A 14,158-nucleotide genomic window follows, 5' to 3' on the forward strand; every position below is an offset into this window, starting at 1 on the left:
AAGCGGTTCCTAGACAGCTCCACACCTCACTCGGAGGTCTTCCCTATGTCACGCCGACTCGCCGAACGCCGTACCTAACGTCCCGGGTCAGTACACCTAGTCGTCGGTGAGTTTCGCGCCAAAATCCGCTGCTACGCAATTGGTTGACAGTCCCGAATGATATTTACATGAGGCGTCACGAACCAAAATAGGAGCGCGCTGGCACCCGTCGGTATCCGTCTAGTCCAGTAGACGGGTCGAACCCCGCTGCGTCAACCGATACGCGAAACTCAGGGCCGGTGGATCTTCACATAAAAACACCATCCTGTCCATCGCCGGGAGTGCCGGTGCGCTGACCGACATCTTTGAAGGGTCGCATTGCACATACTGACGCCCGGTTCGCCACTCGACGTGGGTCACGGGATGCATCCGTCAGTCGCCCTTAGACGTGAAGAGACTGCGACGGCGATCGTCGTTGCGCTTCTTTGCGTGCTCGACCGGACTGCGACGGTCATGGTGGGGAAGTACGACAGCGAATGCATCGCAGAATGCAATGAGTCGGCGACAGCCGCGTTCAAGCTGACCGAACGCTGACGGACGCGGGAACCGATGCCGCCTGACCTCGAGGTCACTGGGGGGCGTTCGGGGGCTGCCGCGGCCGATCCGTTCTGCATGGCTCATAGCTCTCGCCGAATGGCTCCCGGATGCTGACTTGTTGCCGAGTTTCACGCCGGCCGCAGGACCGCCACGAGGAACTCTGACTTCTCGGTGAACGGCCGGACGTCCCAGGACTCCAGAAGCAAGTCCTGAACGAAACCGGCGGTGGCGGCGTTCTCGAGGAACTCTTCGAACGCATAGTCACGGCCGGCGCCGAATCCAATGACCGCGCGACCATCGTCGCGGAGGTGTGCGCGAAGTCGCTCGAGGACTGTGACGCGAGTGCTCGGTGCGAGGAACGCCATCACGTTTCCGGCCGAGACGATGAAGCCGAACGGTTCATAGATGCCGCGGGTGGGGAGATCGAGTTCGGCGAGGTCGTTCACCAGCCAGCGCGGGCCAGGATGGTCCTCTTCGGCAGCCTGGATGAGTACTGGATCGACGTCCACGCCGACAACGTCATGTCCGACCTCGGCGAGGTAGGCACCTACGCGGCCCGGGCCGCATCCGGCATCGAGAATGCGAGATCCGCGTGCGGCCATCGCGTCGACGAGTCTCGCCTCTCCGACCAGGTCGTTGCCCTCCCGAGCGAGGTCACGGAAACGTTCGACATACCGGCTCGAGTGGTTGGGATCCTCGGCGACCTTCTGCATCCAGATGCTCTGTTCGACCATGCCCGCATTCTGCCAAACGAAACATAGGAATCGACCGTACTAGTGGCGGCGGAGCACTGGTATGGATCGTGTTCGACGAACTGTAAAGAGCAAGTCCATGCGTAACGGCCAGCAGCGTGCTCGGAGGCTCCGGATCTACTTCGGAATCTGGTCGATTGTGGCGCGTAGGACCGCTTCGGCGTCGCCACACACTTGCGCAGTAGGAGGCGGGGTTGAGTCGACCAACGACACACTGGTGGACACGATCGCGCGGCCAGACTCGACAAGAACAGCACATTCTCCTTGACCGAACGAGTTCACTAGAACGGGGCGACCGTCAATCTCTATATCTGGAAGCCAAGTCGCGGCCGCCGAGTTCGACTCGCGATAGCCATTCAGGCCTTCGTTTGGGCGCTGCATGTTCCCTACATACTGGGAGACGGCGGACAGTTCGTCGTCGATGAACTCCCATTCGCAACCCCTGACCGTCTGAAAGTCAGACCCTGCTGCGTCTTGCACCGATTCCGGGTTCAGTCCGAATCGAACGAGAATTTTCTTTGACAGGGCGGTGCACGGTTCATAGGTCGTACCGTCGTTGTTAATACTCCACCGGTTCGGAAATTTGTTCTCGAACGGAAGTTTGCGCCCCACATCATCTGTCTGCCTAATGCTCGGACCGGCCGTGGACGAAGATGACTGATGGACCGTCGGGATAGGTGAACCGGACGTGGCGCAACCACCCACCGTCAGACTGACGACTATTACCGCCGCCAGCGACGCCGCACTTGTCCGCATACTCACGCTTCGAGTGTCTTAGCGCTCCGGTTGTCCGTACCTTCTAGCAGATCGGCAGCGCGTTGACACTGATCGCTAAGGTCTGCCGCGGTTGCGGCGTTGAGACGCCACTGTTCAGCCAGGGTCGAGACTGCCAGTTCGAGGGACGCTGCGAACCGCTGGCCTTCCACGCATTCGCCAAAGTAGTTAAATCGACTCGTTTTCGAAAGCAGGCGGAACGCTGTCGCCAGCTCGGTCGCGGCGTCTGCGGCAGCGGCTGAGCGTCGTTCCCACTGCGCGCGCTCCGAATGAAGGACATGTTGGTTACTTGTGGAGCTGACGGGGCCGGGCGCGCGAGAGCCCAGCAACAAAGAGTCGCCCCCAGGCAATGGTGTGGTCAACAGTCTCCCTCCCGACGGCGGTACCGACCAGCCATCCCCGTTCGGACAGACTAGTACGGCGCGACAGCTTCGCAAGGCAACTGTCAGCGGAAGACTCCCCTGTGCACACCAACGCGAGAACTCCCGCTTCATGATCTAGCATCAACCGGCACGGTGATGACTGCGGGGGAGTCCGGTGATGACGACATATGTCGGTGAGGTGCGGGCGTTTTTGTCCGGTTTCGGTGATCCACCTCGGCTCTATGATGCCCTCCGCGATGACACCCTCGCCGTTCCGCTCGATCTCGACGGGCGACTGTTCACGCTGGTCGAAGCCGGTATCCCGTGGATGCTGGCGTTCACGACACCGGAGCGTCTGCGAGATTTCGCCGAACTCACCGACAGGAACCCAGACGAGGTCCGCTACCTCGACGTTCCCGGTCACGCGCTCATCGACCGCGTCCTCGACCAGGCGCCCGAACCCACTGGCCTCGTCGTCGACCCCGCGACGCCGTCGACGATGACGTTCCCGCCGAGCCGCGAGCTGACGCCTCACTGCTACTACGACGACGAGGGCGAGGTAGTCCGATGACCGACAATCTGAGAGTCGACCCCGCCGACCTCACCAAGGCCAGCACCGGCATCAACGGCGTGATCGACGGGCTCGCCGACACCGGCGTCGGTTCGGACTACAGCGCCGCGCTCGGTCGGGGATACGGCGACCTCGACCTCGACGGCCGCACGATCGGGCACGCCGACCCGAAGAGCGGCCTCGAAGAGTACTGCGACCGCTGGGAATGGGGTGTGCGGGCGCTGGTCACCGGCGCGGCCGAGATCTCGAAAGGCCTCGGACTCGGAGCAAGCCACTACGAGCGTGAAGAGAAGTGGGCGGGCGACCAGATCAAGAACTACGCGATGGACATATTCGGCGACCCCAGCCTCACGCCAGACGAGATCAAAGACATGTCGTGGGGTGATCTGTGGGAGCACAACAAGAACGCCATCACCGACCCGCAGTGGGCCCTGACGCCTGAGGAGATGGCAGAACACCAGAGGTTGGGCCAGGAACTCAGAGGCACATTGATCGAGGACCTCGAGACCATCGCCCGTCACCAGGTCGACCCGTCGACACTCGTCACCGACACGATGGACGGGTTCGAGCGGGACGGATTCACCGCCGACTCGCCGGACACGGGGCCTCAGACCAGGCCGGGTGCACGGCCTGAGGCCAACTGAATGGGCCTCTTCGACGCCTTCGAAGACGGCAAGGAGTTCGTCGGGGGACTGGTCGACGGTGCTACCGAGATACTCGGCGGCGGTTTGCGCGCCGTTGGCCTCGACAGCATCGCAACCGGCGTCGAGGATTTCGGCGACGACGTCGCAAACTCGCTCGGCGCCATGCCCGACGAAAAGAACCTCGACCAGACCAAAGACCCGAAAGAACTGATCCTTGGCGACCCTCCGGGCATCACCGCCCTCGCCGACAAGTTCACGGGTTTCGCCAGGCAACTTTGTCGCTGCCGGTGAGGGTCTGCGTGGCATCTCAGTGGGCACCTGGTCGGGCACCGGCGCGGTGGAGTTCCGTGACGCCTCAGGCCGCCAGGTTCCACAGTGGTTCGCCGCTGGCGACGCAGCTTCGAAAGCTGCTGCAGCGCTCACTGGTTGGGCTGGCGTTGTGACCTTTGCGCAACAGAAGGCCGCCGAGGCCGTACGCATCTGGGAAGAGGGCGAGCGCAAACGGGACGAGTGGGTCACCAAGGCCAACATCTACAACGACGAGCTCGACGATTACAAGAACGATCGCCGCGACACCCCGCCCACACATCCGGGGCCCGATCCATGGCCCGCATACAAGGCCGAGGCGGAGCGGGTCCTGAAAGTCGGACGTGACCACCGCAACTCGTCGGCGCCGGGGGTCAAGGCCGAACTCAGCGGCGCCGCGAACATGGCACCACCCATGCCGTCGGCGTTCGACCAGGCGCGCATGACGGCCAGCGACGTCGGGACTGCCGGGCTCACCGGCTTCAACCACTTCGAAGCCGGTGTCATCGGGTCGGTCACCGAGGTCGTGAAGGGGCTCAACGCGCTGAGCCCGCAGAATCCGTACAACATCGCCAATCCTCATCAGTACATGCGCAATTCGGCAACCATGGTGGCGGGGATCGTGCACCAGGTCGCCCATCCCGACGAGGTCGTGCGGAACTTCGCAGGGGCCGGATGGTCGACGGATCCGTCGCAGGCGCTGGGCAACGTCATCGGCAATACGGTGATGATGATCGCGCCGGGGCCTAAGGGCGGCGGCGCGTTGACCAGCTTGCTGAAAAACACCCGCCACGTCCCGACCCCGTCGCCATCTCCGCACGTCGGCCCGACTTCGTTTCGCCCCGACGCCCCGCCCGCGCCACCACACCCGCCGACTGCCCCGCACGGATCGTCGCCCAACACACCTGGTGCCAGTCCCAGCGCCGAGCTGCCTGGGCGGCACGGTCCCGACATCCCCGTCGATCACGACGCACCTCCAGTCCCTCGAGCTGACGGCCCCACCCCGGAGGCCCCGGCGGCCAACCCTCCGTCGCCCGACGGCTCGCCGAATCCGGCTCCCGCGCCCGACGCCGGTGCACCACCGTCAGGCGTCGTCGACCCGCCGCCCACCGGGGGAACACCGGAACCTCCTGCACCGCGTCCCGACGCAGCCTCGCCGGATCAGCCCGTCGCCGGCGGACCTGTCGATGGCCCCGGCCCACACGCCCCCAATCCCGACGCCCCGGCCGCCGCGCCCAAACCCGAGCCGGCGCCGTCGCCTGTTTCAGACGGGCCGGGATCGCCGACGCCGGGCCCCGCGGACACTCCGACGGGGCCACGAAACCCGGGCGACGACGACCCGCCCGGACCCGACCGCGGCGACACCACCACGCCCGCGGCCGCGCCCGGTGGCGACCACTCACCCGGCCAGTCCACCCCCGGCACCAACGCCGTCGACCGCGACGGCGCACCGAGCCCGACGCACCACGAACCGTCGCCGGCCAAACCCGACGAGCCCGTCGTCGACCGGGCCCCGACAAAACACGACGAGCCGACGGGCGGACACCCACCCAGGCCCGACGAACCCACCACTCCCGCAACACCTCACGTGCGACCCGACGCAGACGCGCCTGGCCCACGTCCACTCGGTCCGCTGCATCCCGATGCGCCCACTACTCGACCCGACGCCGTCGAGACCCCCACGCGTACGCCCGACCATGCCGACACACCCGCAACCGGACCCGTCGCGCCGGTCGCCGGCCACCACCCGGTGTCGACGCCGCATGCCACACCGGATGCTGCGCAACCGAAGCCGGGCGCGACGCCGACCACTCCCGGCGCTCCGAGCCGGGCGGATGCCCCAGCGGCACCTCCGCGCACTCCCGACCACACCCCGGACCGCACGCCTCCTGCGCGCACCACGCCAGAATCCACCACACCGCGCGACGTCGACCGCGGTCGTCCGGTGCCGACAAACACCCATCATGTGCCCGAACCCGCCGTTCGGAACGCGCCGGACTCTGCGCCTCACCCGCCTCGCACCGGCCCCGACGATCGGCCGATCCCACCGACCGTGGTCCCGGACCGCCCGTTCACACCGGATCGCCCCTCGGCGGCCAACCCGCGCCCGGCGAGTCCGGACTCGACGTCATCACCGCGCGACCCCGGTCCGTCGAACCGACCTGACGGCGACAACTCGGACGGCTCCAACTCCACTCCCGACAACGACTCCGGCCAACCACACGACGCCGGGCAACCCGACCGCACCGACTCGGGCTCGACCGAACGCGCCGACACCAGCGAAGGCAACGAAACTCCCGAGCAGTGTCGCAGCAACGGTGAGCCGGTCAACGTTGCCACCGGCGAGTACTTCCTTCCGCTGACCGACGTTGACCTCCCGGGTGTACTGCCGCTCCGCCTCACCCATCGCCATCGCTCGCGGTACCGGTGGGGACGCTGGCTCGGACCGACGACACCGTCCACGTTCGACGCCCGCGCCATCGTCGCCGACGACCTGGTGACCATCGTCGACGCCGACGGCACCATGACGAATTTCCCCAAGCCGCAGGCGGACTCCGTGTCGCGAAGCGTGAAAGACACCGACTGGGAACTGCGCGCAACGGCGACAGACGGCTACCAGTTGACCCATGTTCGCACGCTCATCAGCTGGTTCTTCATCCCGGTTCCGAAGCTGGACGGCGTCGACGTCGCGGCCGGGAGCATCGCTGTCTCCGCCATGACGGACCGGCATCACAACCGCATCCGTTTCGTATTTGACGAGCACGGAAGGCCCTCGGCAGTCGAGCATTCCGCCGGCTATCGCGTCGATGTGCAGTGCGACGGCGCTCGAATCCTCGGGTACCGCCTGGTCGCGGGGGTCGACGGCGTCCCCGTCGACCACCAGCTGTGCACCTTCACCTACCACCGCGGCCATCTCGCCGCGTCGACCAACGCCGTCGGTGCGACAACGCATTTCGGCTACGACGCCGCGGGGCGAATGACCTGGTGGCGGGACTCGATCGGGATGGAGTACTGGAACCGATACGACGACCTCGGCCGTGTGACCATCCAGTCCGGCATGAACGGAGTCTGGTCCGGGCGGTTCGATTACCAGCTCCGGACGGCGGGTTCCGGGTCGATGACGACCTACACCGACGCCGTCGGCGCGACGACGCTGTACGGCATCGATGCAGACGATCGGGTGCGGCAGGAGATCGATCCGCTGGGCCGGATCATCCGGACCGATTACAACGACAGTCGGCAGCCGTTGGTGCTCACCGATGCGGACGGCGTCTCGACGCGGTTGCACTACAACGCCTTCGGTGATGTAGAGCGGATCGTCGGTCCGGACGGCGCGGCGACCGAGGTGAACTACGCGGGTCCGGGTCGCCCGGACAGGATCGTCGAACCGGGACCGATGACGACGCGTATCACCTATACCGACAGCGGAAATCCGCTGACGGTGACCGACAATGCCGGCGCGGTCACGTCGTACACCTACGACGAACATGGCGCGCTGACGTCGCATACGGATCCCGACGGCGTGGTGGTGCGGTACCGCAACAACGCCGCGGGATTGCCCACCGAGATCATCGACGTGCTGGGCAACTCGATGGGGATTGCGTACGACGCGTTTGGACGGCCGGTCGAGGTCGTCGACGCCGAGGGTGCCAGAACCGTTGTCGCGTACGACGCGATGGGGAACCGGACCAGGCTCGTCGCTCCCGATGGTGGACAGTCGCGGTGGGAGTACGACGGCGAAGGTAACTGCATCGCTTATTTCGATCCCGTTGGTGCGACGACTCGTTGGGAGTACGGCCACTATGACCTGCCGGTGGCGCGGGTCGATGCGGACGGATCGCGAACCGCGTTCACCTACGACACCGCCCGCCGGCTCGTCGCGGTCACCAACCCCGACGGTCTGGTGTGGAGCTACTCCTACAACGCCGACGGTTCGTTGCAGTCCGAGACCGACTTCAACAACGCGACAACGACGTACACCTACGACGCGGGCCGACGACTCGCCACGCGAACAAACGCGGCCGGACAGACTGTGGCGTTCGAGTACGACGCAGCCGGTCGCGTTGTCGCCGAACGCAGTTCCGACCCGCTGAACCCTGACTTCGACGGCGAGATCACAGAGTACAGCTACGATTCCGCCGGCCGGCCAGAGAGTGTCGTGGGTGTGTTCGGGCGGTGGCACTCGACGTACACCGCGGCGGGTATGCCGCAACTGACCGGCGTGAACGACGGCTTCACCGACTGGGTGATCGAGTCGGGGTGGACCGGCGCGGGCCGCATGGCGTCGGTGACGACGCCCACCGCAGTGCGTACGCGTTACGGCTACGACCCGCGCGGCGTGCTGGACTTCATCTCGTCGGCGGGTCGTACCTGCGACATCACCACCAGCGCCACAGGGCGCGAACAGCGTCGGCGCTTCGAGGGCACGGCGATCGACTCGGTGTGGGACCCGGTCGGTCGGCTCATCGGCCGGTCGGTTGCGACGGTCTCGGCCAATCCGGCGACGCTGAACTTCGGGTCTGGCGGCGCGGCTGGCGGGGGACCGGAACGAACTGTCGCACGAGCTGAGTACACGTACCGCCCTGATGGCATCCTGACCGCTTCTACGACGACGCTTGCCGATCGCGGCCGGACTGACTATCAGGTCGATGTGCTTGGACGGATCACCGCGGCGGTCGGTGTCTCCGGCTCGGAGCAACTGACCTATGACGCAACCGGCAACATCACCGTATACGGGATCTCAGCGGCCACGTCTCCTGATGCGCAAGATGCCAGCCAACCTCCGTCCCCTGAGGTGCGAAACGGCAGTCAGTCTCCGTTCCCTGAGGTGCGAGGCGCTAGCCAGTCTCCGCTCCCTGAGGTGCGAGGCGGCAGTGAGCCTCCGTTCCCTGAGGTGCGAGGCGGCAGTGAGTCTCCGTTCCGTGAGGTGCGAGGCGCTAGCCGAGCCTCGAAGGGTCCCCGCTGGCGATACTCCGGCACACTTCTTGTCGACGGCGGCCGGACGTCGTACCGGTACGACCCCGCGGGTCGCCTCACTTCGATGAGTCGCAGGCGACTGTCGCGGAAACCCGATGTGTGGCATCACGTCTGGGACGCTCACGACCGACTGCGCAGCGTGACCACTCCCGACGGGACAACGTGGACTTACACCTACGACCACTTGGGACGGCGACTCAGCAAGACCAACACGGCAAGCGGGGCGGTCACCCGGTTCCATTGGCACGGCGAGCAGATGGTCGAGCAGACGGAGTCGGCGCCTGGTACGTGGGCAGCCGCGTCTAACGCTGGCCTCGCGGTAACTACCTGGGCGTTCGCGCCCCACGCGTACACGCCTTTAGCTCAAACTCGCAGCACCGAATCAATCACGGCGTCGGACAGCGTTGACTTCGAGGACGGCGCACCTGATGGGGAAGTGAGCCTCAACCTGGGTACACGGGCGCCCACGCCGCATGCACCGCGCGACTGGACGCAGGCCGAAGTCGACCGAGAGTTCTTCGCGATCGTCACTGATCAGATTGCGTCTCCTACAGCACTCGTAGACCCAATCACCGCCGAGATTGCCGGGCACTCGGCGAGGACTTTATACGGCGGGAGCACGTGGGTCGGCTCCTCGACGCCGTGGGCGTTTCCCGGTCAATACGTGGACCCCGAAAGCGGTCTCCACTACAACCGCTACCGGTACTACCAACCGGGGACCGGAAGGTACCTGAGTTCGGACCCGCTGGGACTGGCACCCGCGCCGAACCCGCATACCTATCCGGACAATCCGGCGGTGGGCGCGGATCCTTTGGGGCTCGCGCCAACCGATTGTTCGACCGTCAACGACAACGGACCTGCGAACGACAGACCGCGGTTCGTGGTCAGCTCGGACGGTACGGTTATGCCGACCAGCCGGGCTGACCTCGAAGACGGATTCAGACGAGCCGGTTTCCCGGCAAGCCCGACGAGAAACTACGACGGCATGGAGTACGTGATGCCCGATGGCAGCAGAGTCCGAGTCATGGACGCCCAGACCACCCAAGGGGGTGCCGGTCAGAGGGCGTCTTTCGAGAATGCAAACGGGCAGGCAGTCGGAATCGACGGCAAACCCGTTCAGCCTCCCCGCGGACTGACCAAACCTGAGCGTAAGGCGTTTGTCCGCGAACGAACTCACGTGGAGCTGCACTGATGTCCACACTCGCAATCGCGCGCCATGCACTGCCATTGCTTGTTTCGAGCTGCGAATTGATGGAGTTCAACATGAACTTCGCCGGCGAGGGCTGGCATCTGAACGCCACGTGCGACTTTCAAATCGAGGTCGCCGGTCACATCTTCACTGACGAGTCCGCACCGGAAGAGTTGCGGGAAATAGAGCGCAACGCAGTAGGCAGATCGATCATCTCTATCGAGTCGAACCCCGATATGGACGACCCGACGTTCTACCTAGACGACGGCACCCGGATATCGCTCAAGGCCGATCCGGACGACCCATACGAACCCTGGACAATGCGTATCCCGAACATTACGTTGCTGGGGAGTTCACCAGCCCAGGTCGACGCCGCTAAGTCAGATCAGGCTGCACTCGCACCCGGGGAATTGACACACCTGGGCGACGTGATCAGCGTCCAGACCTTCCCGCCCGGATGGTCCATGTCGGGCCGCAAGTGGCACCTCGTCGTATCGTGCCCATGGCAACGCAGCTTCGACGGTACAGCGTCTGACGTCCAGTCAGGTGACGTTCCTGAGCTATACCTAGGGAGGCGACTCGATCGCTTCGAGTACGAAACCCACCGATGCGCACTAGAATTCGACGACGGATCGCGAATTGATGTAACCGCTGACGACGGTAGACAGCCCTGGTTCTTGAAGTTCGGCGACGACAACCTTTTGATCGTGGGACAGCCTATACAGCGCGAGTCTTGACCGAGGCGGCTGTCGTGTCGCCCCGTACGACTCATCCTGACGCTCAAACGATGTCCGGCGAAGCAGGTTTCGACGAACCCGCCTCGCCGGATGTCGCTTCAGACAAGGCCCCGCCTACGCAGGCAGCGCAGTCCTGCTGGTCTCACGAATGGCGAGGAGCGTGACTGTGCCGATCAGGCATACGCCGACGACCCAGTAGGCGGGCGACATGGCGTTCCCGGTCGATTCGACGAGCTGGGCCGCCACGTACGGCGCGGTCCCGCCTGCGGCGATGGTGCCGATGTTGAACCCGAGCGAGACACCGGTGTAACGGGTGGCCCTGGGGAACAGCTCGGTGAACAGCGGGAACGCAGGCACCTGTACGACACCGTTGAGCGTCATGTAGACGAAGTAGACGAGTCCGACGACCACGATGCTGCCGGTGGCGCCGAGGATCATGAACGCGGGGAACGCGATCACGATGTAGGTGAGGTACCCGAAGAGCAACACGGGTCGGCGCCCGAAGCGGTCGGTCATCATGCCGCTGATCGGGAACGTGGCGCACGCCAACGCGATGGCGATCGCCGAGGTCCAGTAGACGGAGTCCTTGCTGAAGCCGAGGTCGTTGATCAGGTAGACGTTGAAGTACGTCAGTCCGATGTACCCCGACCCGTTCATGGCGATCGCGATGCCGACCACCTTGAGGACCGACCTCGGGTTGTTGCGCACGACGTCGAGCAGCGGGCTCTTGGCGACCTCCTGCTTCTCGGCCATTTCCTCGAACTCCGGTGTGTCCTCGAGCTTCATGCGCACCCGGAGGCAGATCAGGGCGAGCGGGAGTGCGAGGAGGAACGGGATCCGCCATCCCCACGACTCCATCTGCTCGTCGGTCGTCAGGAGGGTGACGAGACCGACGACAGCTGCGGCGACGGCAAATCCGAGCGTCGAACCGATCGGGGTGAAGGAGCCGAAGAAGCCGCGACGGTGCGCCGGGGCCGACTCGGCGATGTAGGTGGCGGCGCCGCCCACCTCACCGCCGGCGGAGAATCCCTGAGCCAGACGCACCAGGACCAACAGGATGGGCGCCAGGACTCCGATCGACGAATGGGTCGGCAGCAGACCGAGAATGCCGCACGCAATACCCATGCACACGACGGTTGCCACCAGGGCCGAGCGCCGCCCGCGGCGGTCGCCGAGACGGCCGAAGAAGATGCCGCCCAAGGGCCGCGCCACGTACGCGACACCGAACACCGCAAGCGTTGCGAGGATCGACGTACCAGGACTGTCCGACGGGAAGAACAGTGGCGCGATCACCACGGCGAGGAAGCCGTAGACGGCGAAGTCGTAGTACTCGATCAGGGTTCCGACGCCGCCAGCGATCGCGGCCCGCCACGCCATGGCCGGCGACTTCTGCGGCTCCCCGGCTCGATGCGGTTCCGGCATCGGGGCGCCGGCGGGTCGGTCGTCGGCCCGGATGGGCTTCTCCACGTTGGTCATCAGGGCTGTCCTTGTCGTGCGGGGGAGTGTTCGGCGAGCAGGAGCTGGTAGGAGCCACCCGCTTCGATGATTTGAATCGTGCGGGGGTTGGGTGGGGTGCCCACGAGTTCCTCACCGGCGGGGGTGCGCAAAGTTGCGGCACGCCAGTCGAGAACGATCGGCTCGTCGACCGATACGGCCGACGACACCCCGGGAATCGTGATCAGCGGCATGCCGTTGAACGTCTCGCCCCGCCAGAAGCCGGGGGAGAACGATTCGGCGACGATTGCCGAGATCCCGGCATTGCGCAGTGCCACCATCGGCGGGTAGTGCGGATGCCCGTACCCGAAATTGCGTCCGCCGACGATGATGTCGCCAGGGCTCACCCGATCCGCGAAGCCGGGATCGTACGCGCTCATACACACCGAGCGAAGGTGGTCGGGATCGTAGGACTTGATGTTGGAGACGCCGACCACCAGATCGATGTCGAAGTCGTCGCCGAAGATCCACGCAACCTTGCCCTCGATCAGCTCGGGTGGCGGCGGGTAGCTGCTCATCGGACCGACTCCGCGATCGAACCGCTGACGGCACTGGCGGCGACGGTGTACGGCGAACCCATGTAGATGTTCGCCTCCGGGCTGCCCATGCGCCCGTTGATGTTGAGAACGCCTGTCGAGATGCAGTTCTCACCGGGTTGCAGCGGCTGCTGATAACCGAAGCAGAAGTCGCAACTCGACATGGCGATCGTTGCGCCCGCCGCGCGGAGGACGTCCAGCAGGCCCTCCTTCTCGGCCTGGTCCAGGACCTCGCGTGACGTGGGAACCACGTTGAGTTCGACGGTGGGCGCGACCTTCCGACCGTCGAGGACCAGTGCGGCCGCGCGAAGATCCTCGATCCGGCCGCTGGCACACGAACCGATGAACGCGCGTGTGATCGGCGTGCCTTCCAGTTCGCGGGCGGTGGCGGTGTTGGCAACCCGCGCCGATCCCGGTCGAACCACCTTGGGCACGAGTGCATTCAGATCGATGGTGTGCCGAGCGGCATAGACGGCATCGGGATCGGGGTGGACGGGTTCGAAATCCGTTCGCGCGACCTTCCGCGCGTAGTTGAGAGACAACTCGTCGGGCTCGAACACCGCCGAGACCGCACCCGTGAACATCGCCATCCCACACAGGCCTTGGCGATGGTCGATCTTCATGGCCCGGGCTCCTGGCCCGCCGAACTCCATGACCTGGTGGGCGCAACCGTCGGCCCCGACCATCTCGATGATGGTGTGGACGAGGTCGCGGCTGTCGACGCCCTCGGGGAACTCCCCGACGAGGTCGAATCGGGTGGTCGCCGGAATGTCGAGGTGGATCTGCCCGGTCACCCACGCCTCGATCAGGTCCCGTCGGATGCCCCAGCCGAGTGCGTTGAACGCTCCGACGCCACTGATGTGACCGTCGAAGTGGACGAGGAAATCACCGGGGATCGCGAGCCCCAGCTCTGCTGTGAGCTGGTGCCCGATGCCCTGCGCCTCGTGCAGCTCGATGCCGTAGAACGCACACCAGTCGCGCGTCACCTGATGGACCTCGGCCTCGCGTTCGTTGCCCTTCGTCAGCATGTGATCGATGAACACGACATATCTGCTCGGGTCCTCGAGCTCGGTGATCCCGAAGTCGTCGCGCATCTGCTTGAACATGACGTCGGTGTACCCGGGGAAGTCGTAGGCGATCATGCGTGACGGCCGAACCGCGTGATTCTCTCCGGCGCGCGCGGACTCGAGACCGGTGGCGCGGGCGAGGATCTTCTCGGTGATCGTGTGGCCCATCGTCA

Annotated in this window: 10 protein-coding genes; 5 read left to right on the top strand and 5 right to left on the bottom strand. The window is 65.2% G+C overall.

What is annotated here, in order from left to right; all coding sequences use genetic code 11:
• Positions 1 to 704: 704 nt before the first annotated feature.
• Together ABIC25_RS21755 and ABIC25_RS21760 are read right to left on the bottom strand one after the other, a co-directional pair.
• Entirely contained in the window at positions 705 to 1,310 is a 606-nt protein-coding gene (locus ABIC25_RS21755; RefSeq protein ID WP_354563120.1) for a class I SAM-dependent methyltransferase, read from the bottom strand.
• Between the two features lie 135 nt (positions 1,311 to 1,445).
• A complete protein-coding gene (locus tag ABIC25_RS21760; protein ID WP_354563221.1) occupies positions 1,446 to 2,084 on the bottom strand; it encodes a DUF3558 domain-containing protein in 639 nt (212 codons plus the stop codon).
• 558 nt (positions 2,085 to 2,642) lie between these two features.
• Here ABIC25_RS21760 and ABIC25_RS21765 point away from each other — a divergent pair.
• Genes ABIC25_RS21765 through ABIC25_RS21785 form a run of 5 tightly spaced genes read left to right on the top strand, consistent with a single transcriptional unit; the run spans position 2,643 to position 10,888 of the window.
• The gene (locus ABIC25_RS21765; protein WP_354563121.1) at positions 2,643 to 3,035 is read left to right on the top strand and encodes an SseB family protein; all 393 of its coding nucleotides are present in this window, start codon (positions 2,643 to 2,645) and stop codon (positions 3,033 to 3,035) included.
• Positions 3,032 to 3,679 carry a hypothetical protein gene (locus ABIC25_RS21770; RefSeq protein ID WP_354563122.1) on the top strand — a complete coding sequence of 216 codons (648 nt, stop codon included), beginning with the start codon at positions 3,032 to 3,034 and terminating at the stop codon, positions 3,677 to 3,679. The genes ABIC25_RS21765 and ABIC25_RS21770 overlap by 4 nt, the downstream gene beginning before the upstream one ends.
• Positions 3,680 to 3,970 (top strand): putative T7SS-secreted protein, encoded by a 291-nt coding sequence (locus ABIC25_RS21775; protein WP_354563124.1) that lies wholly within the window; start codon positions 3,680 to 3,682, stop codon positions 3,968 to 3,970. It abuts the gene before it with no gap.
• 19 nt (positions 3,971 to 3,989) lie between these two features.
• The gene (locus ABIC25_RS21780; protein ID WP_354563125.1) at positions 3,990 to 10,154 is read left to right on the top strand and encodes a putative T7SS-secreted protein; all 6,165 of its coding nucleotides are present in this window, start codon (positions 3,990 to 3,992) and stop codon (positions 10,152 to 10,154) included.
• On the top strand, positions 10,154 to 10,888 hold the full coding sequence (locus ABIC25_RS21785) for a hypothetical protein (RefSeq protein ID WP_354563126.1): 735 nt from the start codon (positions 10,154 to 10,156) through the stop codon (positions 10,886 to 10,888). Before ABIC25_RS21780 ends, ABIC25_RS21785 begins: the two co-directional genes overlap by 1 nt.
• Before the next feature lie 114 nt (positions 10,889 to 11,002).
• Here ABIC25_RS21785 and ABIC25_RS21790 read toward each other — a convergent pair whose 3' ends face one another.
• The 3 genes from ABIC25_RS21790 to ABIC25_RS21800 are packed head-to-tail and all read right to left on the bottom strand — an operon-like array spanning position 11,003 to position 14,153.
• Positions 11,003 to 12,364: an MFS transporter gene (locus tag ABIC25_RS21790; protein WP_354563128.1), complete on the bottom strand. Its 1,362-nt coding sequence runs from the start codon at positions 12,362 to 12,364 to the stop codon at positions 11,003 to 11,005.
• On the bottom strand, positions 12,364 to 12,900 hold the full coding sequence (locus ABIC25_RS21795; RefSeq protein ID WP_354563129.1) for a 3-isopropylmalate dehydratase small subunit: 537 nt from the start codon (positions 12,898 to 12,900) through the stop codon (positions 12,364 to 12,366). The genes ABIC25_RS21790 and ABIC25_RS21795 overlap by 1 nt, the downstream gene beginning before the upstream one ends.
• The gene (locus ABIC25_RS21800) at positions 12,897 to 14,153 is read right to left on the bottom strand and encodes a 3-isopropylmalate dehydratase large subunit (protein WP_354563131.1); all 1,257 of its coding nucleotides are present in this window, start codon (positions 14,151 to 14,153) and stop codon (positions 12,897 to 12,899) included. The genes ABIC25_RS21795 and ABIC25_RS21800 overlap by 4 nt, the downstream gene beginning before the upstream one ends.
• Positions 14,154 to 14,158: the final 5 nt, after the last annotated feature.

The sequence above is a fragment of the Gordonia sp. PvP123 genome, from assembly GCF_040547295.1.
Classification (GTDB): domain Bacteria; phylum Actinomycetota; class Actinomycetes; order Mycobacteriales; family Mycobacteriaceae; genus Gordonia; species Gordonia terrae.

Coding starts and splice junctions, on each gene's coding strand:
- ABIC25_RS21760 (WP_354563221.1), bottom strand. CDS start 2,084: ATGCGGACAAGTGCGGCGTCGCTGGCGGCGGTAATAGTCGTCAGTCTG.
- ABIC25_RS21775 (WP_354563124.1), top strand. CDS start 3,680: ATGGGCCTCTTCGACGCCTTCGAAGACGGCAAGGAGTTCGTCGGGGGA.
- ABIC25_RS21785 (WP_354563126.1), top strand. CDS start 10,154: ATGTCCACACTCGCAATCGCGCGCCATGCACTGCCATTGCTTGTTTCG.
- ABIC25_RS21755 (WP_354563120.1), bottom strand. CDS start 1,310: ATGGTCGAACAGAGCATCTGGATGCAGAAGGTCGCCGAGGATCCCAAC.
- ABIC25_RS21790 (WP_354563128.1), bottom strand. CDS start 12,364: ATGACCAACGTGGAGAAGCCCATCCGGGCCGACGACCGACCCGCCGGC.
- ABIC25_RS21795 (WP_354563129.1), bottom strand. CDS start 12,900: ATGAGCAGCTACCCGCCGCCACCCGAGCTGATCGAGGGCAAGGTTGCG.
- ABIC25_RS21765 (WP_354563121.1), top strand. CDS start 2,643: ATGACGACATATGTCGGTGAGGTGCGGGCGTTTTTGTCCGGTTTCGGT.
- ABIC25_RS21800 (WP_354563131.1), bottom strand. CDS start 14,153: ATGGGCCACACGATCACCGAGAAGATCCTCGCCCGCGCCACCGGTCTC.
- ABIC25_RS21770 (WP_354563122.1), top strand. CDS start 3,032: ATGACCGACAATCTGAGAGTCGACCCCGCCGACCTCACCAAGGCCAGC.